Annotated in this window: 22 protein-coding genes; 10 read left to right on the top strand and 12 right to left on the bottom strand. The window is 67.6% G+C overall.

Features of this window, described 5'->3' with window-relative positions; translation table 11 throughout:
- Positions 1-74: 74 nt before the first annotated feature.
- Both QM693_RS04665 and QM693_RS04660 read right to left on the bottom strand, forming a co-directional pair.
- Entirely contained in the window at positions 75-1352 is a 1278-nt protein-coding gene (locus QM693_RS04665; RefSeq protein ID WP_283351565.1) for an MFS transporter, read from the bottom strand.
- Between the two features lie 45 nt (positions 1353-1397).
- Positions 1398-2396 carry an aldo/keto reductase gene (locus QM693_RS04660; RefSeq protein ID WP_105414220.1) on the bottom strand — a complete coding sequence of 333 codons (999 nt, stop codon included), beginning with the start codon at positions 2394-2396 and terminating at the stop codon, positions 1398-1400.
- Between the two features lie 84 nt (positions 2397-2480).
- Here QM693_RS04660 and QM693_RS04655 point away from each other — a divergent pair, with 84 nt between their 5' ends.
- Positions 2481-3047, top strand: coding sequence for a TIGR03086 family metal-binding protein (locus QM693_RS04655; protein ID WP_283351564.1), 567 nt, complete (start codon positions 2481-2483; stop codon positions 3045-3047).
- A 37-nt stretch (positions 3048-3084) separates the two neighbouring features.
- The gene (gene ilvD, locus QM693_RS04650) at positions 3085-4779 is read left to right on the top strand and encodes a dihydroxy-acid dehydratase (protein WP_065489475.1); all 1695 of its coding nucleotides are present in this window, start codon (positions 3085-3087) and stop codon (positions 4777-4779) included.
- A 68-nt stretch (positions 4780-4847) separates the two neighbouring features.
- Here the strand turns inward: ilvD and QM693_RS04645 are convergent, their stop codons facing one another.
- Together QM693_RS04645 and QM693_RS04640 are read right to left on the bottom strand one after the other, a co-directional pair.
- A complete protein-coding gene (locus QM693_RS04645) occupies positions 4848-5501 on the bottom strand; it encodes a S1 family peptidase (protein ID WP_283330809.1) in 654 nt (217 codons plus the stop codon).
- Positions 5502-5621: 120 nt separating this feature from the next.
- The gene (locus QM693_RS04640) at positions 5622-6335 is read right to left on the bottom strand and encodes a DUF6319 family protein (protein ID WP_283351563.1); all 714 of its coding nucleotides are present in this window, start codon (positions 6333-6335) and stop codon (positions 5622-5624) included.
- Between the two features lie 163 nt (positions 6336-6498).
- Here QM693_RS04640 and QM693_RS04635 point away from each other — a divergent pair, with 163 nt between their 5' ends.
- Positions 6499-7554 (top strand): adenylate/guanylate cyclase domain-containing protein, encoded by a 1056-nt coding sequence (locus QM693_RS04635; RefSeq protein ID WP_283330807.1) that lies wholly within the window; start codon positions 6499-6501, stop codon positions 7552-7554.
- Positions 7555-7758: 204 nt separating this feature from the next.
- On the opposite strand, the gene QM693_RS04630 is transcribed toward QM693_RS04635, so the two are convergent.
- On the bottom strand, positions 7759-8430 hold the full coding sequence (locus QM693_RS04630) for a TetR/AcrR family transcriptional regulator (RefSeq protein ID WP_283351562.1): 672 nt from the start codon (positions 8428-8430) through the stop codon (positions 7759-7761).
- A gap of 90 nt (positions 8431-8520) precedes the next feature.
- Here QM693_RS04630 and QM693_RS04625 point away from each other — a divergent pair, with 90 nt between their 5' ends.
- Positions 8521-10104 carry an MFS transporter gene (locus QM693_RS04625; protein WP_283330805.1) on the top strand — a complete coding sequence of 528 codons (1584 nt, stop codon included), beginning with the start codon at positions 8521-8523 and terminating at the stop codon, positions 10102-10104.
- Positions 10105-10203: 99 nt separating this feature from the next.
- A complete protein-coding gene (locus QM693_RS04620; protein WP_283351561.1) occupies positions 10204-11100 on the top strand; it encodes an AurF N-oxygenase family protein in 897 nt (298 codons plus the stop codon).
- A 1-nt stretch (position 11101) separates the two neighbouring features.
- Here QM693_RS04620 and QM693_RS04615 read toward each other — a convergent pair whose 3' ends face one another.
- The 4 genes from QM693_RS04615 to QM693_RS04600 form a co-directional block, all read right to left on the bottom strand.
- Positions 11102-13381 carry a SulP family inorganic anion transporter gene (locus QM693_RS04615; RefSeq protein WP_283351560.1) on the bottom strand — a complete coding sequence of 760 codons (2280 nt, stop codon included), beginning with the start codon at positions 13379-13381 and terminating at the stop codon, positions 11102-11104.
- Between the two features lie 221 nt (positions 13382-13602).
- Entirely contained in the window at positions 13603-14970 is a 1368-nt protein-coding gene (locus QM693_RS04610) for an SLC13 family permease (protein ID WP_283351559.1), read from the bottom strand.
- 28 nt (positions 14971-14998) lie between these two features.
- The gene (locus QM693_RS04605) at positions 14999-15868 is read right to left on the bottom strand and encodes a hydroxymethylglutaryl-CoA lyase (RefSeq protein ID WP_005561919.1); all 870 of its coding nucleotides are present in this window, start codon (positions 15866-15868) and stop codon (positions 14999-15001) included.
- 16 nt (positions 15869-15884) lie between these two features.
- Positions 15885-17102, bottom strand: coding sequence for a CaiB/BaiF CoA transferase family protein (locus tag QM693_RS04600; protein ID WP_283351558.1), 1218 nt, complete (start codon positions 17100-17102; stop codon positions 15885-15887).
- A 213-nt stretch (positions 17103-17315) separates the two neighbouring features.
- On the opposite strand from QM693_RS04600, the gene QM693_RS04595 reads away from it, so the two are divergent.
- Positions 17316-17858 carry a gamma carbonic anhydrase family protein gene (locus QM693_RS04595; protein ID WP_283351557.1) on the top strand — a complete coding sequence of 181 codons (543 nt, stop codon included), beginning with the start codon at positions 17316-17318 and terminating at the stop codon, positions 17856-17858.
- 5 nt (positions 17859-17863) lie between these two features.
- On the opposite strand, the gene QM693_RS04590 is transcribed toward QM693_RS04595, so the two are convergent.
- The gene (locus QM693_RS04590) at positions 17864-18511 is read right to left on the bottom strand and encodes an IclR family transcriptional regulator (protein ID WP_009478110.1); all 648 of its coding nucleotides are present in this window, start codon (positions 18509-18511) and stop codon (positions 17864-17866) included.
- 217 nt (positions 18512-18728) lie between these two features.
- Here QM693_RS04590 and hppD point away from each other — a divergent pair, with 217 nt between their 5' ends.
- Positions 18729-19934 carry a 4-hydroxyphenylpyruvate dioxygenase gene (gene hppD, locus QM693_RS04585; RefSeq protein WP_280779618.1) on the top strand — a complete coding sequence of 402 codons (1206 nt, stop codon included), beginning with the start codon at positions 18729-18731 and terminating at the stop codon, positions 19932-19934.
- Between the two features lie 48 nt (positions 19935-19982).
- Here the strand turns inward: hppD and QM693_RS04580 are convergent, their stop codons facing one another.
- Complete coding sequence (locus tag QM693_RS04580) at positions 19983-20441, bottom strand: carboxymuconolactone decarboxylase family protein (RefSeq protein ID WP_005260497.1); 459 nt, start codon at positions 20439-20441, stop codon at positions 19983-19985.
- A 49-nt stretch (positions 20442-20490) separates the two neighbouring features.
- Here QM693_RS04580 and pdxR point away from each other — a divergent pair, with 49 nt between their 5' ends.
- The 3 genes from pdxR (at position 20491) to QM693_RS04565 (ending at position 24000) form a co-directional block, all read left to right on the top strand.
- Entirely contained in the window at positions 20491-21900 is a 1410-nt protein-coding gene (gene pdxR / locus QM693_RS04575; protein WP_283351556.1) for a MocR-like pyridoxine biosynthesis transcription factor PdxR, read from the top strand.
- Positions 21901-22130: 230 nt separating this feature from the next.
- A complete protein-coding gene (locus tag QM693_RS04570; protein WP_283351555.1) occupies positions 22131-22658 on the top strand; it encodes an OsmC family protein in 528 nt (175 codons plus the stop codon).
- 40 nt (positions 22659-22698) lie between these two features.
- Positions 22699-24000 (top strand): bifunctional o-acetylhomoserine/o-acetylserine sulfhydrylase, encoded by a 1302-nt coding sequence (locus QM693_RS04565; RefSeq protein ID WP_283351554.1) that lies wholly within the window; start codon positions 22699-22701, stop codon positions 23998-24000.
- Between the two features lie 46 nt (positions 24001-24046).
- Here the strand turns inward: QM693_RS04565 and QM693_RS04560 are convergent, their stop codons facing one another.
- Entirely contained in the window at positions 24047-25225 is a 1179-nt protein-coding gene (locus QM693_RS04560) for an acyl-CoA dehydrogenase family protein (RefSeq protein ID WP_105414235.1), read from the bottom strand.
- Positions 25226-25261 lie beyond the last annotated feature (36 nt).

Below are 25261 nucleotides of genomic sequence, written 5' to 3'. Positions count from 1 at the left end.
CCGTCAGGACGGCGTGATCTTCCGATCGCTCATTGCTCATGCGTTATAGTGTTACACATCATGTAAGAGTGTAACTAGCCCTTTCGGCGACCGCCCCGCTCCCGCCACACCTGACGGATGGGCCGCAACACCAACCCCATCTGCTTCCGCGTCTTCCCCCGCGTCACCAGAACACCCGTGATCGCCACGATCCAGACCGGGTACTGCACGAGCCAGGCCACCCGGAACGCGTCGAACGAGTACCCGCCCATCGCGTCGAGAATGAGACCCATCGCCTGGATGACCAGCAACGACGCCAGGAAGCCGCCGATGTTGACCATTCCCTGCGCCGTTCCCATGCTGGTGCTGGGATTGAACATGCGGGCGTAGTCGAAGCCGATCATCGAACCGGGGCCGCCCACCGAGATCACCATCACCAGCACGATCAGCAACCACATCGGCGCCGGATCCGGCAGCGACAGGACGACGGTCCAGATCGCCGCGTTGCTGATCATGATGGCCAGCACCAGATAGGAGCGGCGCATCGGGAAGCGCCCGCTGAGGATGCCGATGATCGGCCCGGCCACGATCGCCGAGATCACCGACAGCGTCAGCAGCGAACCGGCCTCCGCCGGCGACAACCCCTGCGCCGACCTCAGGTACGGCACACCCCACAGCAGGGCGAACGTGGTCATCGAGAACTGCGTGCCCATGTGCGTGAAGAACCCGAGCCGGGTGCCGGGACGGCCCCACACGGCGCGGATCTGTCTGCCCACCTCCCGCAGTCCGGCGGGCGCGGCCACCACCTCCAGACCGGGAGGCGCATTGCGGATGACGGAGACGGCGAGCACGAACGACAGCAAACCGAGCGACGCCGCGCTGCCGTACGCGAAACTCCAGCCCGGCCCGTTCAGCAACAGCATCAACGGCAGCGCCGACAGGATCTGACCGATCTGACCGAAGATGCCGGTCAGCTGCGACACGAGCGGGACCCGCCGCGGCGCGAACCACTGCGGCACCAGGCGCAGCACGGAGATGAACGTCATCGCGTCGCCGACGCCGACGAGAACGCGCGCGGCGACCGCCAGCGGCAGCGATTCGGTGAGCGCGAGGAGCATCTGCGCCGAGGCCATGATGAGGGCGCCCGCGGAGATCATGATCCGCGACCCGTACCGGTCGAGGAGCACACCGGCCGGGATCTGCATCCCCGCGTACACCACGATCTGAAGTACGACGAACCCCGACAACACACTCGGACTGATCGAAAATCGTTCCGTCGCCGCGAGGCCCGACACACCGAACGAGGTTCGGTGCAGGACGGCGACGATATAAGCGACAACCCCGACGCCCCACACCAACCACACTCTGCTCATCGCAGATCAAACTACCCCCCAGCAGGCATTACCCGCTGAGTGAAGTCACTCGCGACCCAGCGACACCCAGGTCGGATCGGCCGTGCGCTCGCCGACGGTGAGATCCGCGAGCAGGTCCAGACGCGCGATCTGCCCCTCGGTCAGCGTGAGTGCGAGCGCGCCGGCGTTCTCCGTGACGCGCGCCGCGAACCGGGTGCCGGGAATCGACACGGACGGCAACCCGAATTCGCGGCCCTTCGCGTCCAGCCACGCCAGCGACACCTGGGCGGGCGTCGCGTCGAGCTCGGCAGCGACCTCGCGGACGACGTCGAGCACCTTGAGGTTCGCGGGCAGCGCATCGTCGCCGAAACGCGGGAACCGGCGGCGCAGATCCTTGTCGCCCAGCGTGGCCGGGTCGTACGTTCCGGTGAGGAAGCCGCGGCCCACCGGGGAGTACGGCACGAAGCCGATGCCCAGTTCGGCCGCCGCGGGAACCACGTGCTTCTCGACGTCGCGACTCCAGATGCTCCACTCGCTCTGGATCGCGGCGATCGGGTGCACCTGTGACGCGCGACGCAGTTCGTCGCCGGTCGCCTCCGACAGTCCGATGTTGCGGACCTTGCCTGCCTTCACCTGTTCCGCGATCGCGCCGACGGTGTCCTCGATGGGCACCTCGGGGTCGACACGGTGCAGGTAGTACAGATCGACGGTGTCGACGCCGAGCCGGGACAGCGATTCGTCGAGGGCCTGCGCCACGTAGTCGGGCTTGCCGTTGATGCTGCGCCGGCCGTTCGCGATGTTGCCGACGAGACCGAACTTGGTGGCCAGCTGCACCTCGTCGCGGCGTTCCTTCAGCACCGTGCCCACCGCGATCTCACTCGCGCCGTCTCCGTACACGTTGGCCGTGTCGATGAACGTCACTCCGATGTCGATGGCGTGGTGGAGGGTCGCGAGCGCCTCCGCGGCATCGACGGGGCCGTACACGGGGGCGACGGACATGGCGCCGTAGCCCTGCGCGCTGACGGTGAGGCCTTCGGACAACTGCACGGTGGGGATGTTGGTCATGCGCCCCATCCTTCCCGAGCACCCCGACAGGTGCATCGTTTGGAATCGCGCTGATCGTGACCCGGCTGCCTCTACCCTGAAGGCATGGCATTCGACTGGTTCGAACTCGCCCGCATCGCCCACCGCGAGTTCGGTGCACGGGTCGCCGCGATCACCGACTGGTCGGCGCCGACCCCGGACCGCGAATGGGACGTCACCCAGCTGGTGCGGCACGTCATCGAGGAACAGCAGTGGGTTCCCCCACTACTTGCGGGGAAAACGGTCGGCGAAGCGACCCCGGACATCGAGCCGCTGCACGGCGACATGCGCTCGGAATGGCAGCGGTATTCGGACGCGGCCATCCACGCGTGGTCGTCGACCGACCCGCAGACGAAGGTCCACCTGTCCTACGGGACGGTGCCACTCGAGCCGTATCTGCGGCAGCAGATCGCCGACGTCACCATCCACGCATGGGACCTCGCCAAGGCCACCGGATCCGACGACACACTCGACCCGCAACTCGTCGCCGGCGTCTGGTCGGATCTCGACGGCCAACGCGAGATGCTCTCCGAGAGCGGGCTGTTCGCCGACCCCGTCGACCTTCCGGACGACGCGCCGCTGCAGGACCGCCTGATCGCCCTGACCGGTCGCGATCCCCGGCAACGCAGTTAACCAACCGCCGCGGAGGGTCCCGCCTACGCTGGGACACATGAGTACCCCGGATCCCAAACCCCGCAGCCGTGATGTCACCGACGGACTGGAGAAGACCGCAGCGCGCGGAATGCTCCGTGCGGTGGGCATGGGCGACGACGACTGGGGGAAATCCCAGATCGGCGTGGCGTCGTCCTGGAACGAGATCACCCCCTGCAACCTGTCGCTCGACCGGCTCGCGAAGGCCGTCAAGGACGGCGTCCACGCCGCAGGCGGATATCCCCTCGAGTTCGGCACCATCTCCGTGTCCGACGGCATCTCGATGGGACACGAGGGCATGCACTTCTCCCTCGTCTCCCGTGAGGTGATCGCCGACAGCGTGGAAACGGTGATGCAGGCCGAACGCCTCGACGGGTCGGTGCTGCTCGCCGGTTGCGACAAGTCCCTGCCCGGCATGCTGATGGCCGCGGCCCGCCTCGACCTCGCGAGCGTGTTCCTCTACGCCGGTTCGATCCTGCCGGGTGTCGCCAAACTGTCCGACGGCACCGAACGCGACGTCACCATCATCGACGCGTTCGAGGCGGTCGGCGCCTGTTCACGTGGACTGATGAGCCGTGAGGACGTCGACGCCATCGAACGTGCCATCTGTCCCGGCGAGGGCGCGTGCGGCGGAATGTACACCGCGAACACGATGGCCAGCGCCGCCGAGGCGCTCGGCATGTCACTACCCGGCAGCGCCTCCCCGCCCGCCACCGACCGTCGTCGCGACGGATTCGCGAGGCGCAGCGGGGAAGCCGTCGTCGAACTGCTCCGCCGCGGCATCACCGCCAGGGACATCCTCACCAAGGAGGCGTTCGAGAACGCCATCGCCGTGGTCATGGCCTTCGGCGGTTCCACCAACGCCGTCCTGCACCTGCTGGCGATCGCGAGCGAAGCGGATGTGGAACTCACCCTCGACGACTTCTCCCGCGTCGGCGCCCGCGTCCCGCACCTCGCGGACGTCAAACCGTTCGGCAAGCACGTGATGAAGGACGTCGACCACATCGGTGGCGTCCCCGTCATCATGAAGGCCCTGCTCGACGCCGGGATGCTGCACGGCGACTGCCTCACCGTCACCGGCAAGACCATGGCCGAGAACCTGTCGGCCATCGCCCCTCCCGACCCGGACGGCAAGGTGCTCCGCGCGATGAGTTCGCCCATCCACCCGACCGGCGGGATCACGATCCTCAAGGGGTCCCTCGCCCCGGGCGGCGCGGTGGTGAAGTCGGCCGGGTTCGACTCCGACGTCTTCACCGGCACCGCCCGCGTCTTCGAACGGGAACGGGCCGCGATGGACGCCCTCGAGGACGGCACCATCACGAACGGCGACGTCGTGGTCATCCGCTACGAGGGTCCCAAGGGCGGACCCGGCATGCGCGAGATGCTCGCGATCACCGGCGCGATCAAGGGTGCCGGACTGGGCAAGGACGTCCTCCTGCTCACCGACGGCCGATTCTCCGGCGGCACCACCGGCCTGTGCGTCGGCCACGTGGCACCGGAGGCCGTCGACGGTGGTCCCATCGCGTTCGTCCGCGACGGCGACCAGATCCGGCTGGACGTCGGGACGGGCACCCTCGAACTGCTCGTCGACGAAGAGGAACTCGCCGGCCGCAAGAACGGGTGGGAGCCGCTGCCCCCGCGCTACACCCGTGGGGTCCTGGCCAAGTACACGAAGCTGGTCGGTTCCGCGTCGGGCGGCGCCGTCTGCGGGTAGGCGCTTCGCGCCCGTGCGCCTTTCTGGTTGTCCTGGCTACCAAAAAGGCGCACGAGCGCCGGAGGCGCCTAGATGGGCCGGAACCCGGCGCCGGGACCGCCGCTCGCGTTCATGTCGGCGATGATCGAGTTGAGGTTGGTGCCGATCTCCGGGCCGATGCACGGTGCCGCGAGGTAGGCGTTGACCATGGCCACCAGGGTGGTGCCGACGACCATCGGTGCGCCCGAGTCACCCTCGATCACGCAGGCCTGGGTCCACGTCTCCCCTGTCTGCATGAGGTCGCCGTAGACGATGCCGCAGGTGTTTCCCGTGGTGCGGCCTTCTTTGCACGCCACCTGCGGGAAGGCTGCCGGTGCGCCGATGTGGGTGATGGTGACGCCGCCGACCCGGTTGACCGGGACGACCTCCGCCGGGTCGAATTGGATCACCGCGTAGTCGAGAGCGGGATTGGAGACGACGAACTCTCCGACGATGCCGCTGTCCTGACTGGCTTCGGGCACCACGTAGGAGCCCGGTTCACCGCAATGGCCCGCCGTCAGGCCGACGAGCCTGCCCGCGTTGTCGTGTCCGATGGTGGTGAGTGAGCAGACGAGTTCGTCGTTCACCACGATCCCCGAACCGCCCCCCAAGACGGCGGCCGGAGCTGCTGTCGCGGACCCCGCCGCAACGAATCCCAGAATTCCCGCTGTCGCCGCAACAACCGCCGCGAATCGTTTCAACATTTTTCGAACCTTCCCGGATGAGCCCCGACGGCCGCGTGTCTCCCCATAAGAATCCCACCCCACGCAAGACCTGTGGGGGGAATGCCGATGTAGAGACCGCGACCGTTACTCACCCGGGCGCTACTCGACGGCGCCGAGTGCCTCCAGTGCCTTGCGGGCGTCCTCGAGTTGCCGGCTCAGCTCGTCCACCCGGGCCGCCGCGAGGTTGCGTGCCGCCACGATGATCGACTCGACGGCCTCGATCGCCGTCTCCTCGCCGAGTTCCCGGACGGCGCGTTCGACGGCGTCCGGAGAGACGGGGACGGCCTTGCCGGGGCGCTTGGCGCCGTGCGCGACGGTGACGCTCCAGTCGTTGTCGGCGCCGGCGTGGATGGTGACACTGACCCCCGCGGGCACTTTCTTGCTGGTGCGTTTGGCCGGTGCCGCGGCGGGTTTCGGGACCGCGGCAGCGGTGGGCGCAGGCGTCGCGACGGTCTTGGCGGCGGGTGCCTTGGGGGCAGGGGGCGGGCCGGGTTCGATCTCCTGGTGCACGACCGGTGTCGCGCGGGCGGCGGGTGCGGGCGCAGGCTTGGGTGCCGGAATTCGTCTCATCAGAAGCTCCTCCGCTTCGAAGGGGAGCTCGTCGTCGACGCCCTTGGGTCGGATCAAGAGCGTATTGCCTTGCACCGAGATAACTTTCGCCGAGGCTCCGGCCTCGAGCCCGAGGCTGGGCATCGCCTCGCGCAGATACACGGTGGCCCGCTTACCTTCCGCGATCGCGGCAGCGAGGGTCTCGAGATTCTCCGCGGTCAGGTGATCCGGTGCGGCGGCACCGGAACGTCTACGGGGCGGCATGCGCTGTCCTTTCTGGTCTGTCTCCTGGTTACGCTCGTGAGCACCGCAACTCTCGCACACCCCACCGACGGTTCCGCATCGGACGGGCTCGCACAGTGGCAGATTGAGAGGGCGGACGCACCGGCGATCGTGCGGGCGGATCGAACGTAATGAGAGGAACGACGTGACCTCGGAAGCACCGGAGAACGGCGACGAGACCGCAACGACGACGCAGATCTCACCGAGCCTGCTCCGCGACGTCCAGGCCGATCTCGAGGAGTCGCTTCTGGGCGGGCCCCGCCGCTACACGCGGGCCGAGATCGCCGACTTCGCGGGGGTGTCCCTCGAACGGGCCGACCGCCTGTGGGTGTCGATGGGTTTCGCGGTCGACACCGATCCGGACGGCGTCATGTTCACCGAGGGGGACGCCGCCGCGTTGCGCACGATCGCGTCGCTCGTCGGTCAGGGGATCATCTCACCGGAACGCGAGGTGGCGGCGGCTCGTGCTCTCGGCCAGTCGATGTCGCGGCTCGCCGAATGGCAGGTCTCGTTGATCAGCACCCACATCGTCGATCAGCTCGCGGGGTCCGCGGGCAGCGACGAGCAGGCCATCCGGGAGCAGGTGCGCGAACTCACCGCCGAGATCCTTCCAGCGGTCGAGTCGTTGCAGGCGTACGTGTGGCGCAGGCACATCGCCTCGACCACCGGTCGCAATGTCGGGAATCCCGGCGAGGAGGTCGCGAGCCGGAAACTGGTGGTCGGCTTTGCGGACATCGTCGGGTACACGTCGCTGACCCGTCAGCTCGGTGCCCGGGAACTGAGCGACCTTCTGGAACGATTCGAGTCGGCGTCGACGTCGGTCATCGGCCGGCATCAGGGGTGGGTGGTGAAGACGGTCGGCGACGAGGTGATGTTCGCCGTCGAGTCGCCGTCCGATGCTGCGGAGATCGCCCTGCAGCTGCAGGAGAAGGTTCTGCCGGACGAGGCGGACCCCGAACTGCGGGTAGGACTCGCGATGGGTCCGGTGCTCGTCCGGTTCGGCGACCTCTACGGCTCCGTCGTCAACACCGCGGCGCGACTCACCGGTTCGGCGCGTCCCGGCACGGTGCTGATCGACGAGGCGCTCGCCCACGAACTCGCCGACGCTCCCGGTTACTACCTCAAGCAGCTACGTCCACGACGCGTTCGAGGGATTCGACGACTCGAACAGTTCGTGCTGCGTCGAGACCGGGACGCCTAGCGACCGTCAGCTTCCGAAGGGAAGGGTTCCGGGCGGGATGGAGTATCCGCTGCTGCCGGCGGCGACGCCGCCCCAAGCACCGAGGAGCCAGTTGAGTGCATCAGTGATCATCGAGAAACCTTCCCACACCATTCATTCGATACGCGCGGCATCCGGTGCCGCGCGCACGTGCCACGGTAATGACGACGCGCGGAGCTGTCGACGTCACAACGCCTGAGCAGGCGGTATCTCGAGGAGCGTCGGCTTCGCGGGACCCGCGGCGACCTGGGCGGCGCGTGCGGCGAGGAAGTCGTCGACGATCTGCTCACACGCGGTCCGTCCCAGCGGGGTCAGGGTCGCGAGCCGGGTGAAGACGAGTGGTCCGATGAGTTGAGCGAGAGCGAGGTCGTAGTCGAATTCGCCGAGGCGTTCGGCCGCCTCCCGTGTGCCGAAGACCTGGTCGAATGCCGCCCGGTACTGCTCGACGATGGTCTGCCTCAGCGTCCGCAGTTCCGGTTTGTCCGACTCGACAGCGGTCGCGCTCGAGTAGTCGTCGAGCGCGGGGCCCATGCCGAGCCAGCACATGGCCGTCACGTTCATGGGGGCACTCTCGATGAGTTTCGCCTGACTGACCATCAGCTCGACCAGCCGGTCGCGGAGGTCGCCGTCGGCGGGCACGGTCGGCGCGGGTGGGAGCAGCCGCCCGAACGCCGCGGCGACCAGTTCGGTGCCGTTGCCGAAATGCCGGTAGAGCGTGGCCCGAGCCACGTTCGCCAGCTTGGTGACGGCGTCGATCGTCACGGCGTCGGTGCCACCCTTCGCGAGAAGAGTTGTCGCGGCGTCGAGAAGTCTCGCGCGAGAGCGCTGCCTGCGGGGATCCTGCTCGGTCATCTGCACCGCCCGTTCCTGCCACTGCCGCACCTCTTGTGAACTACCAGTCTACCAACGATACTGACAGTCTCGTTACTTCCACGGAGGGATTACATCGTGCGCTCTCGGGACTCCGCACCACCGCAGGACACCGAACAGAGCAACACCACCGGCTGGACCCTTCGGCAGATCTGGATGCTGACCGTCGCGTGCTGCGCGGTCGCACTCGTCGTTGCGGCGATGGCCGCACTGAACACCGCCCTGCCCGACCTCGCCCGCGACACCGGCGCCAGCCAGAGCCAGCTCACCTGGATCGTCGACGGCTACACCCTCACCCTCGCCGCACTCCTGCTTCCCGCCGGCGCACTCGGCGACCGCTACGGCCGCCGCGGCCTCCTCATGTTCGGACTGCTGATCTTCGGCCTGGGTGCCGCCATTCCGATCCTGAACGACAGCCCGGAGTGGATCATCGGGTCCCGCGCGGTCGCCGGCATCGGCGCGGCCTTCGTGATGCCGGCGACGCTGTCGCTGCTCACCGCCGGTTTTCCACTGTCCCAGCGCGGCCGGGCCGTCGGCATCTGGTCGGGTGTCGCCGGGTCGGGCGCGATCGCCGGACTGCTGGTCTCGGGACTGCTGCTCGAACAGTGGTCGTGGAAGGCGATCTTCGTGAGCCTCGCCGTGGTGTCCGGCGTCCTCTTCCTCACCGGATTCACCATCGCCTCCTCACGCCAGACCGACCAGGCGCCGCTCGACCTTCCCGGCACCGTGACGATCGCGGCGGCGGTGGGCCTGTTCGTGCTCGGCACGATCGAGGCGCCGCACCGCGGCTGGCTGGACCCTGCCGTCGTCGGGCTCATGGCGGGTGGCGTCGCCGCCGCGGTGGCGTTCGCGCTCGTCGAGTTGCGCCGCGAGCATCCGCTCCTCGACGTCCGGCTCTTCGCCAACCGCGCCTTCGGGTCGGGGTCGATGTCGTTGCTGATGCAGTTCCTCGCCATCCTCGGGCTCTTCTTCTTCGCGGTGCAGTACCTGCAACTGGTGCTGAGCTACTCGCCGCTGGAGTCGGCGCTCGCGCTCGCCCCCATCGCGGTACCCGTGATGATGCTGTCCGCGGGGATGCCGTTCGTCCTCCCCTATGTCGGCCTCCGCCCGCTGCTGTCCGTCGGCGCCGCGATTCTCGGTGTCGGAATCCTGCTGATGGTCCGGCTCGACGAGTACTCGAGTTACCCCCAGGTGGCTCTGCCGCTGGTCGTGGCCGCGTTCGGCATCGGCCTGTGCACGGCACCCGCCACCACCGCAATCGTGCAGAACACTCCCGATGAGAAACAGGGAGTGGCGTCCGCGGTCAACGACACGGCACGCGAGATCGGGGCGGCGATCGGCGTCGCACTGGCAGGCAGCATCTTGGCCGCGGGGTACGGCAGGCACGTCCAGCCGGCCGTCGACGCCGTCCCCGACGTCGCGAAGGAGCCCGTGTCGAGTTCCCTGGCCGCCGCGCTGCACGTCGCCCAGTCGGCGGGACCGCAGGGCGAGCAGCTCGCGAGCTTCGCCCGGAAAGCGTTCCTCGAGGGAATGGACGAGGCGTCCATCGCCCTGGCCTGCGTGTGCTTTGCGGCCGCGGTGGTGCTCGCGGTGTGGGCGCCGGGCCGGAAAGGGTCGTCTCCGGCGCCGCGGAAGGACGAGGAACTGGCCGACGTCGACTGATCGGACGTTGCCCTTGTGACCGCCGTCATTGTATCGTTCAGTATCAGTTACTGAATGTCACAGTTAGTTGACCGCCTAGTCACAGAACAAGGGGTAGTGATGACCGCATCGATCGTCGTCTCCGACCGCGAAGAGACCGCCCAGCGCTTGCTGGCGTCGTCGGCACGCAAGTCCTACGACCCGATGGTCGAGGTCGACTGGGAAGCACCGATCCCCGACGACAAGTTCGGTCTCACCCCCGAGTGGAGCACGCTGTACGGCACCGCCCTCTGGGACGAGATGACCGAAGAGCAGAAGATCGAGCTCACCAAGCACGAGGCCGCCAGTGTCTCCAGCGTCGGACTGTGGTTCGAGATCCTGCTCATGCAGATGCTGCTGCGCGACGTGTACGGCCGGGACAAGCACTCGCGCCACGTCCAGTTCGCGCTCACCGAGGTGGCCGACGAATGCCGCCACTCGGTGATGTTCGCCCGCGCCGGTGAACGCCTCAACATGCCGAGCTACGGCCCGCACCCCGCGATCCACAAGCTCGGACGCATCTGGGGCGGCTTATTCCGGGGCGCCAACGCGTACGCCAGCGTGATGGCCGCCGAGGAGATCCTCGACATGATGCAGCGCGACTTCATGAAGGACGAGCGCGTCCAGCCCGTCACCCGAACGGTGAGCAAGATCCACGTCCTCGAAGAGGCCCGCCACATCCGCTTCGCCCGCGAAGAGGTCGGCCGCCGCATCGAGGGTGCCAGCTGGGCACGACTGCAGTTCGAGCGCCTCAACACCGCGGTGGTCGTGTACTTCGTGATGAAGAGCATGATCCGCAAGGACGTGTATGCGAACGCCGGACTCGACCCGGAGCGGGCCGCCGCCGAGGCCAAGAACAACCAGCACTACAAGGACACCGTTCGCACGTCCGGTTCCAAGTTGATGCAGTTCCTCGATGGCGTCGGCCTCGTCGGCGGCCCGTCCAAGCGCCTCTACAAGAGGGTCCATCTCCTCTGACTCATGTGGGGACGTGGTCCAGGTAGGACACACCGGTCGAGGTGATCTCGAGTACGCGCGCGGACGGAATGTCGAAGAACATTCCCGCGACGCGTACTCGACCCTCGGCCGCCGCCGCGCCGACGAGGGGATGGCGCCCGAGCGTTTGCACCTGGACCGCCACGTTCACCATGCCCAGCTGATCGACCTCGTCGAATCCGAGTTCGGCCGCTGCCCGTGCCACCGGATGACCGCTGAGAAACGCGTTCCGGCTCGGCTGCGCGAACGTCAGCCACTGTTCGACGGCGTCGCGATCGGACCCGTCGGTCTCGGTCGGTGCACTCGCGAGCACGGCCTTCATCGCGCCGCAGCCGGAGTGGCCGCACACGATCACCGAGCTGACCTCGAGTTCGTCGAGGGCGAAGGCCAGTCCGGCCTCGACGGAGACGTCCTGCTTTCCGGTCGGGACGAGGTTGCCCACGTTGCGCACCGTGAACAGGTCGCCCGGACCGCTGCTGGTGATCACGTTCGGCACGATGCGTGAATCGGAGCAGGTGAGGAACAACGAGTCGGGGCGCTGCCCGTCCCGCAGTTCGTCGAGGTGCGGTTGCAGCTGAGCCGCGTTCCGCCGGTGATATTCCGACACTCCCGCGAGGACCGGCCGGAGTGCCGCCGGTGTGGTGGTGGAGTTCTCGGTGTCGGTGTGCCGCGGCTGCCAGCTCTTCCACGGGGCGAACCCGCGGGGGCTCACCACGCCGATGCCGCGCCGGGGCGGCGACGCGCCGACGGCGTCCATGTCGACGGGACCGAGCGCGTCGATCACGACCGTTCCGCCGTTCCGCTCGTGGTGACGCTTCCAGTCGTCGATCGCCTCGAACATGGCGTGGTCGAGGAAGTCGACCGCCAGTTCCACGGTGACGTGCGCGCCCTCGGGCACCTTCGCGAGGATCCCCGTCAACGCCGGCATGGACAGGAAGCTGCACGACCCCTCGACGGTCACGCGCCACCGCCCGGAATCCTCGGAGCCGACGGGTTCGGCCCGCATCTTGGGGTGGATGACCCGCCACAACAGCAGGACCACCGCGAGTGCGAGGCCGATGATCACGCCCTCGAGCAGGTTCAGGAAGACCACGCCGGCCACGGTCACGCCGTACACCCACAGGTCGCCGGTGCGCCGGGCCGTCCGCAGATGAGCCATCTTGACGAGCTGGATGCCGATCACGATCAGGAGGCCGGCCAGGGCTGCCATCGGGATCTGCTCGACGAGTCCGGTGAGCAGCGCGGCGAAGACGAGGATCCACACGCCGTGCAGCACGGCGGACGCCCGGGTGCGCGCCCCGGCGGCCACGTTGGTGGAACTGCGCACGATCACACCGGTGACCGGCAGGCCGCCGATGAGACCCGAGAGCATGTTGGCCGAGCCCTGACCGACGAGTTCACGGTTGAACTCCGAACGCGTTCCGCCGTGCATCTTGTCGACGGAGACCGCGGACAACAGGCTCTCGACGCTCGCGATCAGCGCGACGGTGAGTACACCGGTGGCCACTGCGAGCCACGGGCCGTCCGGCATCGAAGGCAGTGCCACGGCGTCGAACAGGGAGCCGTCCAACGTGATTCGATCGATGTCGAGTGGGAGGACAAGGGACAGAACGGTGGCGACGACGACGGCGACCAGCGGGCCGGGGAGCACCTGCAGCTTGCCGGGGATCTTCTTCCAGAACAGTAGGACGGCGATGACCACCGATCCCACGAGGACGTCGCCGTAGCGGGCGGACGTCAGCTGGCCGGGGAGCTGAGTGATGTTCTCGACGGTCGAGCTGTGCGAGCTGCCACCGAGTAGGACGTGAATCTGCTGGAGGGCGATCGTGATTCCGATACCGGCCAGCATGGCGTGGACCACGACCGGCGCGATGGCTAGGGCTGCACGGGCAATTCTACTGAGCCCGAAGATGATTTGGAGGAATCCGGCCGCGACGGTGATCGCGCACGTGGCCTTCCAGCCGAATGTGGCGACCAATTCTGCTACCACCACGGTCAATCCGGCAGCAGGACCGCTGACCTGGAGTGGTGAGCCACCGATGGAACCCGCCACCACACCGCCGACGATCGCCGCGATGAGCCCCGCCATGATCGGGGCGTCGGACGCGATCGCGATACCGAGCGACAGTGGTAGTGCGACGAGGAAGACGACGAGCGACGCGGGTAGGTCGTATCGCGCGTTATCTCGCAACCTTTCGCCGAGGGTCGGTCCGGGGGCGGGTGCACCGGATGGGGGTGCTTTCTCGTTCTCGAGGATCGACATGACGACACCTTACGGGCGGAGAACGACGAAACGCCCGAAACGGACGGGGTCTTGTGGCATGTGTCACGGTGACAGCACTTTTCACCCAGTTGAATCGAAAACTATTGGACAACAGTCCATTACATGAAGCTTAAAGTTCACAAAGTTCACGTTGCCCGCTCCCACACTGTGAGACGTGCCGGTCACCGAGGGAAAACGGTGACCGGCACGGCCGGTCGGACCTAGACGGACGTGGGCACGACAACCAGTGCCCAGACGAACATCGGGGCCGACAGCACGATCAGACCGCAGTAGGCGAGCATCTTGCGCTGGAAACGGCCCTTGTCCTCGACCTGCGCGTTGGCGAGCACCATCACGCCGTTCGTCGAGAACGGGCTGACGTCGACCACCGTCGCGGAGAATGCCAGGGCCGCGACGAATCCCACGGCGCCGACCTCTCCCATCGCGAGCATCGGCGCGGCGAGGGGCAACGCGATGCCGAGGGTACCGATCGACGATCCGAACGCGGAGATGATCGCAACCGCGTAGCAGAGGATCAACGCGGTCAGCAACGGCGATCCGAGAGCCGACGCCGCATCGCCGAGGAAGTCGAGCGTGCCGTTCTGCGTCATGACCGCCATGTAGGTGAGCATCCCGCACACGAGCACCACGGCCGGCCATGCCACGTTGTCGATGACCTTGGGGTGTGACTTGGGCGCCATCAGCAGCAGCACCGCACTGATGCAGATCGAGCTGACGCCGACGTCGATTCCGAACGCGACCGACCCGACGACGAGAAAGCCGATGCCGGCGAGCGTCGCGAACCGGTACCGATTCATCTTCACCGGCTTCACGCCTTCGTGGATCAGCGCCTCCTCGATGACCTCGCGATCGGTGAGGGTCGCGGTGTTCCCGCCCGGGCCGTTGCCCGACGCCACGCCCCCGGACGGCCGGCGCGAGGAACCGCCGAATCCTCCGCCGTCGGGCGTCTCCTCGAGGGGGCGGGGAGTGCGGCGACCGATCAGGTCGAGGCCGTAGATCAGGAACAGCACGATCGCGATGGCCAGGTTGAGGACGAACGGCAGAGCGAACAGGACCAGGGGATTCGATCCGACGCCGGTCGAGTCCATCAGCCCGTTGATGAATGCGCCGTAGAGATTGATGGGTGAGAACGCGCAGGCCAGGGCACCGTGGCTGATGACCATGCCCATCAGGAACGGGTTGATCTTGTTCTTGGCCGCGAGAGGCATCGCGATGGGGGCGAGCATCCCGACCGCGAGGACGGACCCGAGGGCCATCAGCAGTCCGGACAGCAGGAACATCATCCACAGGATCGCCCACCGCCTGCCGCCCACGAGTCGGAGCGAGGCCTCGATGACGAGGTCGATGGTCCCGTTCGTCTTGGCTATGGCGAACAGCAGCGTGATGCCGCCGACGATGATGAACGTGCTGCCGGGGAAGGCGTCGATGATGTCCTCGACCGGGATCCCGGACACCCAGCCGCCGATGACGAACGCTCCGGCGAACGCGAGGATGCCCATGTTGATCGGGGTGAGGGTCGCCACTGTGAAGATCGCGATCAGAGCGACGATGGAGATTGTGTAGACCATGGTCGGCCTTTCGAGGTGAGTTCGCAGATCACACTGCGGTGAGGGGCCGAGCTTGGGCCAGAGCGTGTTTCACGGTGTCGACGGCGAGGCCGAGGGCCTGCTGATCGATCCCCGTGTCGATGTCGTGCGCGTGCAGGTGCGCGACCAGTTCCTCGGTGGCGAGGTTGCCGTGGGCGCCGGGCGCGAACGGGCAGCCGCCGTACCCGCCGATGGCACTGTCGAAGTGCGTGATGCCGAGCTGCCGGTGGGCGGCGATCACGGTGCCCAGGGCCTGACCGTGCGCGTTGTGGAGGTGCAGGCTCAGTTCGATGTCGGGGAGGGCGTCGCGTACCGCCCCGGCCGATGCGAGCACCTGCTCGGTGGTGGCCGTCCCCAGTGTGTCGGCCAGCCCGAGCCGGCGCACACCCATTGCGGCCATCGCGCTGGCCACCCGTACCAGTGTGGCGGGGGCGATGATGCCCTCGAACGGACAGACGAACGCGGTCGACACACCTCCGAGGAAACTCCGGTCCGGGTACTTCTGCAATGCCTCGGCAAGTCCGTGCAGCGCCTCGTCCGGGTTCCGGCCCGTGTTCGCCGTGCTGTGCCCGGCACTGGCGGACGTCACGACCTGGATCTCGTCGATGCCGGTCGCGATCGCACGGTGCACCCCGCGCGGGTTGAGTGCCAGAGCGCTGTACGTGACGGACGGGTCGGTGCGGGGCAGCCGGGCGATGACGTCGTCGGCGTCCGCCATCTGCGGGACACGCGTGGGTGAGACGAACGATGCCGCTTCGATGTGCTTCACACCGGCGGCGACGAGGGCGTCCGCGACGGCGATCTTGTGGTCGGTGGAGACGACGACATCCTCGTCCTGCAGTCCGTCTCGCAGCACGACATCCGTTATGGTGACTGACATTTCACTTTCCTCCGGTTCAGATGACGTTGCGGGCGCGGTAGTCGTCGAGCTGATCATCCGACAGATTCAGCAATCCGCCGAGGATCTCGTCGGTGTGCTCACCCAGCTCGGGGCCGGCCCAGCGGATCTGCGTGGGTTCGCCGTCGAGCTGCGGGACCACTCCGGGGAAGCGCACCTCTTCGGGTTCCCCGTCGACGGACACCTTCAGGCTCTGCAGCATGCCGCGGGCGTTGTAGTGCTCGTCGTCGGCGATCTGCACGGCGTCGTACACCTCGCCCACGGGCACACCGGCGGCACCGAGTTCGGCGACGACGTCGCGGGGGCGACGCACCGACGTCCACGACGAGATGGCCTCGTCGAGTTCGGCTTCCCGACGGAATCGCTGATCACCGTCGGCGAGCTCGGGATCGTCGGCCAGATCGCCGCGCCCCACGGCCTGCATCAACCGGCCGAACACGCCACTCGAGTTGCCGGCGATGATGACGGATCCACCGTCGCATGGATAGACGCCGCTGGGCACCACGCCGGGCAGGTTGCCCGCGGTCCGTTCTCGGACCATGCCGTACGCGTCGTAGTCGGGGACGAGGGATTCCATCGCCATGAACACCGATTCGTAGAGGGCCACGTCCGCGACGCGCGGGGTCGAGTGATCGCCCTGCCTTGCCTTGGCCAGCAACATCATCAGGGCGCCGATCGCGCCGTGCAGTCCGGCGAGCGTGTCGGCGATGGGGGCGGCCGCCCGGACCGATTGACGGTCCGGATAGCCGGTGACGTGCCGCAGTCCACCGAAGGCCTCGGCGACGCCGCCGAAGCCGGTGCGCTCCCGGTACGGGCCCGTCTGCCCGTAGCCGGAGATCCGGACCAGCACGATGTCGGGGTTGGCGGCCGTCAGCTGGTCGGGCCCGATTCCCCACCGCTCGAGCGTCCCGGGACGGAAGTTCTCGATGACGACATCCGACTTCGCGGCGAGGTCGAGAATGATCGCGCGGCCCTCGTCGGTCCGGAGGTCGAGGGTGACGGACCGCTTGTTGCGCGCGATCGTGCGGAACATCATCGACGTCGCGCCGCGGCGGCGACGCCAGCCCCGCAGTTCGTCGCCGACGCCCGGTCGCTCGATCTTGACGACCTCGGCGCCGAAGTCGGCGAAGATGCGGCTCGCCATGGGGGCTGCGATGAAGTTGCCGAGTTCCAGCACACGGATGCCGTGCAGTGGGCCGTTCTCTGGGACCTGCATGTGAGAGTTCTCCCTCGTCGATCTGTACTGGATGACGACTGGGTTCCTACCTGCTGATTCTCATTATTTGGCAGTTAGATTCCCGTTTGATAAGAATGACGGTAGTGGTAGCAGTCACAATTGGCAATGCCCGGAGTCCGCGCCACACGACAATGGACGTCGGGACGCTGCGAAATGCAGCAGGAATTTGCTGCTCGACAGGAGGAGAACACGGTGAGAGAACCACACGTCGTTGCGATCGATGGACGTTCGCCGCGCGCGGAGAAGACCACGTGGGTCGCGCCGACCGCCGCGGTGATCGGCGCCGCAACACTCGGCGCGGAGACCAGCGTCTGGTACGGCGCGGTGCTGCGTGCCGATTGCGATTCCATCACCCTCGGCGAGGGCAGCAACATTCAGGACGGTGTGGCCGTTCACGTCGACCCGGGCTTCCCCGTCGTCGTCGGCCGGGACGTCAGTGTGGGGCACAACGCCGTCCTGCACGGCTGCACCGTGGGAGACGGCGCCCTCGTGGGCATGGGGGCCACCGTCCTCAACGGAGCGGTGATCGGCGAGCAGTCGCTGGTCGCGGCCGGCGCGCTGGTACTCGAGGGCACGCGAATTCCGCCGCGCTCACTCGTCGCCGGCGTGCCCGCGAAGGTGCGTCGCGAACTGACCGACGACGAGGTGGCCCACAACGCCGTCAACGCCGCGGTCTACCGTCAACTGGCGCAGCAACATCGGTCGGCGGACGTCACCACGTTCGACATCGCCTGAGCGACTCAGTCGCCCGGGACGGATTTCTCGATCTGCCGCGCGGCAGCGACGACCGCGCGGCCCATCGACGCACCCAGGTTCTTACCCATCCGCCCCTCGGGACCCGACACGCAGACGGCGGCCACGATCTCGCCGTGCCTGCGGACCGGCGCACTGATGGACGCGGATCCCGGTGTCCGTTCCGAAACCGACACCCACCAACCCGATTTCACGGCTTCGGGGTCGGCCTCCCAGTCTCCGGACAGCACGTGGCCGCTCGACCCCTGCGGTAGCGGGACCAACGTTCCGACGGGCAGTGCCACCCGCAGTTCGTGCTGGGAATCGACGCTCGCGGCGCAGAGACGGGACTCGCCCCGGCGAACCCACAACTGCGCGGATTCCCCTGTCGTTTCACTCAATTCCCGCAGCGCCGGGATCGCGAGGTCGCTCAACGCCGTGGTGACGAATCGCTGCCCCAGATAGAAACGGCCTTCCTGATCCTTGCGCAGGAGGCCGTGCTTGACCATGTCGGTCGCCAGCCGGTACGTGGTCGAGAGGGACAGGTCGAGTTCACGGGCGAGGTCGCTCGCGCCCATCGGGCTCGACTCGACGACGTCGAGGATCGCCACCGCACGGGCGAGCACTCCGACGCCGATCTCACTCCGCGCAACCATCGCAGTCCATTTCTATTGCCCCATTGAAGTATTCAGATTGTATAGGAAAGCCAGTGCGCGACCGCCCGCATCCGTCGATGCGGCTAGTTGTCCGGGTGTCGGTTGACGACCGGATCGGGGCCCGGTTACCTCTGTGTCAGGCATTCGCCACTCCCCCGGTGCGCAGTCGCACGCACATCCCCGGTATCCGAAAACCCTTGCAAGGAAAGGCACCATCATGACGATCGAGCAGACTCTCACCGACAAGGAACGCCTGGCAGGTCTCGACCTCGGCCAGCTCGAGCAACTGGTCGGGCTCGTCGAGTACGACGGCACCCGCGACCCGTTCCCGGTCAGCGGCTGGGACGCCGTCGTCTGGGTGGTCGGCAACGCCACCCAGACCGCCCACTACTTCCAGTCCGCGTTCGGGATGACCCTGGTCGCCTACTCCGGACCCACCACCGGCAACCGCGACCACCACAGTTTCGTCCTCGAATCCGGCGCCGTCCGCTTCGTCATCAAAGGCGCCGTGAACCCGGACAGCCCCCTGATCGAGCACCACCGCACCCACGGCGACGGCGTCGTCGACATCGCCCTCGCCGTCCCCGACGTCGACAAGTGCATCGCCCACGCCCGCGCCCAGGGCGCCACCGTCCTCGACGAACCCCACGACGTGACCGACGAGCACGGCACCGTCCGCCTCGCCGCGATCGCCACCTACGGCGACACCCGCCACACCCTCGTCGACCGCAGCAACTACACCGGCCCCTACCTGCCCGGCTACGTCGAGCGGGCGTCGTCGCACACCAAACGGGACGGGGCCCCCAAGCGGCTGTTCCAGGCCCTCGACCACGTCGTCGGCAACGTCGAACTCGGCAAGATGGACCACTGGGTCGACTTCTACAACCGGGTCATGGGCTTTACGAACATGGCCGAGTTCGTCGGCGAGGACATCGCCACCGACTACTCCGCCCTGATGTCCAAGGTCGTCTCCAACGGCAACCACCGGGTCAAGTTCCCCCTCAACGAACCCGCCCTCGCCAAGAAACGGTCGCAGATCGACGAATACCTCGACTTCTACCGCGGCCCCGGCGCCCAGCACCTGGCGCTGGCCACCAATGACATCCTCACCGCCGTCGACCAGCTGACCGCCGAGGGCGTCGAATTCCTGGCCACCCCCGACTCCTACTACGAGGACCCCGACCTGCGGGCCCGGATCGGCAACGTCCGCGCCCCGATCGCCGAACTGCAGAAACGCGGCATCCTCGTCGACCGCGACGAGGACGGCTACCTGCTGCAGATCTTCACCAAACCCCTCGTCGACCGGCCCACCGTGTTCTTCGAACTCATCGAACGCCACGGCTCCCTCGGCTTCGGCATCGGCAACTTCAAAGCCCTCTTCGAAGCCATCGAACGCGAACAAGCCGCCCGCGGAAACTTCTGAGCGGGCGGCAGTGCAGCGGGCGCGAGGCGGCGGGTCCGTTACCCGGGATCAGCGCACCCGCGGGGACTTCCGCGTGCTCACGGCGATGCGATTCCACGCGTTGATCGTGAGCACCAGCGAGATGAGCTGCGCCAGTTCCGTCTCCTCGAAGTACTCCTCCGCCTCCTCGTACACCGAGTCGGGGACGAAGCCGTCGGTCAGCACGGTGATCGCCTCGGCGAGCGCGAACGCGGCACGCTCCTTGTCGGTGTACAGCCCGTGCGCCTCCTCCCACGCGCCCAGCAGGTACAGCTTCTGTTCGCTGATGCCGATCTTGCGGGCATCGGCGGTGTGCATGTCGATGCACCACGCACAGTGATTGATCTGAGAGCAACGGGTGAGCACCAGCTCGACCAGCTCCGGGTCGAGGCCCTGCCGTGCCGCGGCGTCGAGGGCGATCATCGCCTTGTAGACGGCGGGGGCCTTGCGGGCGAGGTCGACGCGGGTCTTGCGCTCTGTTGTGGTCATACGAGAACAGTAAGCGCGAAATAGCCCATCTGTATGGTTCAATTCGTGCATGGAAACTTGGGCCAATTCGGGTCTGGGCCGCGACCTCCATCTCGACCTCACCGCGTCCGGCGGCGGACGGGCGCCGGGGGTGCGCGCGAACCTGGTTTCCGCTCTGCGCGAGTCGATTCGATCGGGACGGCTCGTCGCAGGCACCACCCTCCCGCCGTCCCGCACCCTGGCCCTCGACCTCGGCATCGCCCGCAACACCGTCGCCGAGGCGTACTCCGAACTCGTGGCCGAGGGCTGGCTCACCGCCCGGCAGGGGTCGGGGACCCGGGTCGCCGATCGGGCAGGCGAGCCGGCCCGGCGTCCGCACACCCGCTCCACCGCCGCGCCCCGACCGGCGTTGAGCCTGATGCCCGGTTCTCCCGACGTCGGGGAATTTCCGCGTGCCGCCTGGACGGCGTCGGCCCGCCGCGCGCTCACCGCGGCACCCAACGACGCGTTCGGACCGGGTGATCCGCGGGGACGTCCCGAGCTCCGTCACGCTCTCGCCGAATACCTTTCTCGGGCACGAGGAGTGCGCACCGATCCCGACCACATCGTGGTCAGTGCGAGCTCGGGGCACGGACTGTGGTTGCTCGCCCGCGCCGTGAAGGGGCCGATCGCCGTCGAAGGGTATGGGTTGCACCTTCATCGCGAGCTGCTCGGCGATGCCGGCGTGTCCACCGTCCCCCTGCACCTCGACAACCGCGGAGCGCAACCCCCGGATGCGACGGGCAGGCAACTGTCGGCGGCGTTGCTCACCCCGGCTCATCAATTCCCCACCGGCGGGCCACTCCATCCCGGCAGGAGAACGGCTTTCGTGGAATGGGCACGTGCGGCGGACGCGATCGTGATCGAGGACGATTACGACGGGGAGTTCCGGTACGACCGCCAACCCGTCGGCGCGCTGCAGGGTCTGGCCCCGGACGAGGTGGCCTATCTGGGCACGGTGAGCAAAACTCTCTCCCCCGCGATCCGCGTGGGCTGGATGGTGCTGCCGGAACGCCTGATCGACCGTGTTCTGGCAGTCAAGGGCGGATACGAGAGATGGGTCAGCTCGACGGACCAGCTCACCCTGGCAGACTTCATCGAGAGGGGCGCATTCGATCGGCACGTCCGCAGGATGCGCACCCTCTACCGTCGCCGGCGCGACACCCTCGTCGAAACCCTCGCCGCCCGTGCACCACACGTGCACGTCACCGGCATCGCGGCCGGTTTGCACGCCGTACTCGAACTTCCCGACGGGACCGAGGCGGCCACCGTCGACCGGGCCGCGTCCCTCGGTCTCGCAGTGGAGGGTCTGCGCACGTTCCGTCATCCCGACGGTCGCGCGGACCGGTCCGACGGACTCGTCGTCGGCTACAGCACGCCGTCGTCCGCGCGTTTCTCGGCCACTCTCGACGCCCTGTGCCGCGCGCTGCCTACTCCGTGAGCAGAATTTCCTATGGGACTGGTCGGAATGCGTGTCGTGCGGTTACAGTCTGATCCGTGACCGAATCCGGCGTGATCGACTCAGGTGAGCTGCTGACGCGGCGTCGCCATGTCGATTTCGCACTGGTGTGTACCTCGAGGTGTCCGATCTCCTGATCGGACCCGTCCCGGCGTGACGTTTCACGCCGGGTTCTTCCTGCACACCCTCGTTTTCGAAGGATTCGTACTGTCATGACCACTGCATCCGTTTCGCATCTCGCGTCGGTCATCGGCGCCAGCCGCGACGCCGTGTCCGAGGATTCCGCGAACGCTCACGTCGTCTTCCGCGCCTCCGCGCAGGCGCACGACGCCGTCGGGAGCACCGTCACGCTCGGCAAGTACAGCGTCGAGGTGGACGAGCCTCCGGCGCTCGGCGGCGACAATTCGGCGGCCAATCCCGTGGAGTACTACCTCGCGTCGCTGCTCTCGTGCCAGGTGGTCACGTACCGCTTCTGGGCCGAGAAGCTCGGTGTCCGCGTCGACGACATCTCGGCGCGGGCGGAGGGTGACCTCGACGTACGCGGGTTCTTCGGCTTCGACGACGCCGTCCGTGCCGGGTTCGGCGAGGTGCGGGTCGTCGTGACGCTGACCGGCCCGGAATCGCGGGAACGCTACCTCGAACTGCAGGAGGCGGTGGATGCGCACTGCCCCGTCCTCGACCTGACCCGCAATCAGACCCCGGTCCGCACCGTGGTCGAAACACTCACCGGCGAAAACTGATTCACCACATCCACCTCACCGAATCTGGAGCACACCACTCGTGACCGAGAGCATCGATCCCAACGTCAACTGGTCGTTCGAGACCAAGCAGATCCACGCCGGGCAGACGTCCGACGCGACCACCAAGGCGCGGGCGCTGCCGATCTACCAGACCACCTCGTACACGTTCGACAGCACCGATCACGCTGCCGCGCTGTTCGGTCTGGCCGAGCCGGGCAACATCTACACCCGCATCATGAACCCCACCCAGGACGCGGTCGAGCAGCGCATCGCCGCCCTCGAGGGCGGCGTCGCCGCACTGCTGCTGTCCTCCGGGCAGGCCGCGGAAACCTTTGCGGTGCTGAACCTCGCGGAGGCGGGCGACCACATCGTCTCCAGCCCGTACCTGTACGGCGGCACCTACAACCTCTTCCACTACACGCTGCCCAAGCTCGGCATCGAGGTGTCGTTCGTGGAGGACCCCGACGACCTCGAGCAGTGGCGCAGCGCCGTCCGCCCGAACACCAAGGCGTTCTACGGCGAGACGATCGCCAACCCGAAGAACCACATCCTGGACATCCCGGGAATCTCGAAGGTCGGCCACGACAACGGGATCCCGCTGATCGTCGACAACACGGTGGCCACACCGTACCTGCTGCAGCCGTTGAAGCACGGCGCCGACATCGTGGTGCACTCGGCCACCAAGTACCTCGGCGGTCACGGCACGGCGATCGCCGGTGTCATCGTCGACGGCGGCACGTTCGACTGGACCCAGGGCCGCCACGGCAACTTCACCACGCCGGACCCGAGCTACCACGGTGTCGTCTTCGCGGACCTCGGCGCCCCGGCCTACGCGCTGAAGGCTCGCGTGCAGTTGCTCCGCGACCTGGGTTCCGCGGTCGCCCCGTTCAACGCATTCCTTATCGCGCAGGGCATCGAGACCCTCAGCCTGCGCGTGGAGCGGCACGTCGCCAACGCCCAGAAGGTGGCCGAGTTCCTCGAGGCCCGCCCGGAGGTCACGTCCGTGGCGTACGCGGGTCTGCCGTCCTCGCAGTGGCACGAGCGCGCACGGCAGCTCACCCCGAAGGGTCCGGGTGCGATCGTGACGTTCGAACTGGCCGGTGGTGTCGATGCCGGCAAGAAGTTCGTGAACGCGCTCACCCTGCACAGTCACGTCGCGAACATCGGCGACGTGCGCTCGCTGGTGATCCACCCGGCGTCGACGACGCACTCGCAGCTCACCCCGGAGGAGCAGCTCGCCGCCGGTGTGACTCCCGGACTGGTCCGGCTGGCTGTCGGCATCGAGGGTATCGACGACATCCTCGCCGACCTCGAGACCGGATTCACCGCAGCCGCAGTCTGATCCGATGCCGGGAGGCCGGGGCGCGCGCCTCGGCCTCCCGGCGCTTTCAGATCATGGCGCGCATCATCCCCTGCGGTTCGCCGCCGAGCTGGGTGAGCGCGCTCGCGTGGTTGGTGGGTCCGGGAACGTGAACCGCGTGGGCCAGGCCGGCGTGCGCGTCCCGCCAGAACCGTTGCATCGGCGTCTTGTAGTGCAGCGCGCCGCCGCCGGCGCGCGCGAAGATCTCGTCCACGGCACGCACCGCACGCCAGGCCGCGGCGATCTGGGTGCGGCGTCCGATCGCCCGCTCCTCGAACGTGATCTCCTTGCCCGCGTCGACCTTGTCGTAGAACCGGTCGGCGGTCTCGATGAGGGAGACCCGCGACGCATTGATCTCGGCGGCGGACTCTCCTATCGCACTGAGCACGTAGGGATCCTCCTTGATCTTCTGGCCCGTGATGGCGACGCGGTCCTTCTGCACCGCGATGTGACAGGCCAGCGCGCCCTCGGTGATGCCGATGACGGCGGCGGTGATGCCGAGCGGGAACATGCACGAGTACGGCATGTTGAACAACGGCTCCGGCCTGCCCGCCTCCTTCTGCGCACGTCCGTCCATCACCTTCGCCGCGTTCAACGTCCGGTAGCCCGGGACGAAGGCACCGTCGACGATCAGGTCCTTGCTTCCCGTTCCGCGCAGGCCGATGACGTCCCACGTGTCCTCGACGATCTGATAGTCGGTGCGCGGCAGAATCACGTGCAGCGACGACGGCGGCACCGCGATGCCACCCTCGCCGTCGCCGACCATCGCCCCGAGGAAGGCCCACTGACAGTGGTCGGTTCCGGACGAGAACGACCACCGTCCCGTCAGGACGTACCCGCCGTCGACCGGTGTCGCGACACCCATGGGCGCATACGGCGACGCCATCCACGTGTCGTTGTCCTCGCCCCAGATCTCCTCCTGCACCTGCGGGTCGGCGAACGCCAGTTCCCACGGGTGCACGCCGACGATCCCGGTGACCCATCCGCTCGCCCCGTCGAGTGCGGCGACGCCCATGACGGTCTCGGCGAACTCGCGGGGGTGCACCTCGTAGCCGCCGTAGAGCTTGGGCTGCAGCAACCGGATCGCGCCGGAGTCGCGCAGGAGGGCTGCGGCGGTGTCGGTGAGCCGGCAATCCGCCTCCGACCGGACGGCCTGCCCGCGAATCTCCTCGGCGACGCCGTCGATTCTGTCGAGAACCTGTCCCATCGGGACTCCCTTCCACCGCGAGTAGAACACGTTCTA

The sequence above is a fragment of the Rhodococcus sp. IEGM 1305 genome (assembly GCF_030058635.1).
GTDB classification, from domain to species: domain Bacteria; phylum Actinomycetota; class Actinomycetes; order Mycobacteriales; family Mycobacteriaceae; genus Rhodococcus_F; species Rhodococcus_F opacus_D.
This window is presented reverse-complemented; position numbering and strand designations above follow the sequence as displayed.

Coding starts and splice junctions, on each gene's coding strand:
- QM693_RS04620 (WP_283351561.1), top strand. CDS start 10,204: ATGACCGCATCGATCGTCGTCTCCGACCGCGAAGAGACCGCCCAGCGC.
- QM693_RS04645 (WP_283330809.1), bottom strand. CDS start 5,501: ATGTTGAAACGATTCGCGGCGGTTGTTGCGGCGACAGCGGGAATTCTG.
- QM693_RS04610 (WP_283351559.1), bottom strand. CDS start 14,970: ATGGTCTACACAATCTCCATCGTCGCTCTGATCGCGATCTTCACAGTG.
- QM693_RS04590 (WP_009478110.1), bottom strand. CDS start 18,511: ATGGTTGCGCGGAGTGAGATCGGCGTCGGAGTGCTCGCCCGTGCGGTG.
- QM693_RS04560 (WP_105414235.1), bottom strand. CDS start 25,225: ATGGGACAGGTTCTCGACAGAATCGACGGCGTCGCCGAGGAGATTCGC.
- QM693_RS04640 (WP_283351563.1), bottom strand. CDS start 6,335: ATGCCGCCCCGTAGACGTTCCGGTGCCGCCGCACCGGATCACCTGACC.
- QM693_RS04660 (WP_105414220.1), bottom strand. CDS start 2,396: ATGACCAACATCCCCACCGTGCAGTTGTCCGAAGGCCTCACCGTCAGC.
- QM693_RS04605 (WP_005561919.1), bottom strand. CDS start 15,868: ATGTCAGTCACCATAACGGATGTCGTGCTGCGAGACGGACTGCAGGAC.
- QM693_RS04570 (WP_283351555.1), top strand. CDS start 22,131: ATGACCACTGCATCCGTTTCGCATCTCGCGTCGGTCATCGGCGCCAGC.
- QM693_RS04580 (WP_005260497.1), bottom strand. CDS start 20,441: ATGACCACAACAGAGCGCAAGACCCGCGTCGACCTCGCCCGCAAGGCC.
- ilvD (WP_065489475.1), top strand. CDS start 3,085: ATGAGTACCCCGGATCCCAAACCCCGCAGCCGTGATGTCACCGACGGA.
- pdxR (WP_283351556.1), top strand. CDS start 20,491: ATGGAAACTTGGGCCAATTCGGGTCTGGGCCGCGACCTCCATCTCGAC.
- QM693_RS04655 (WP_283351564.1), top strand. CDS start 2,481: ATGGCATTCGACTGGTTCGAACTCGCCCGCATCGCCCACCGCGAGTTC.
- hppD (WP_280779618.1), top strand. CDS start 18,729: ATGACGATCGAGCAGACTCTCACCGACAAGGAACGCCTGGCAGGTCTC.
- QM693_RS04600 (WP_283351558.1), bottom strand. CDS start 17,102: ATGCAGGTCCCAGAGAACGGCCCACTGCACGGCATCCGTGTGCTGGAA.
- QM693_RS04615 (WP_283351560.1), bottom strand. CDS start 13,381: ATGTCGATCCTCGAGAACGAGAAAGCACCCCCATCCGGTGCACCCGCC.
- QM693_RS04665 (WP_283351565.1), bottom strand. CDS start 1,352: ATGAGCAGAGTGTGGTTGGTGTGGGGCGTCGGGGTTGTCGCTTATATC.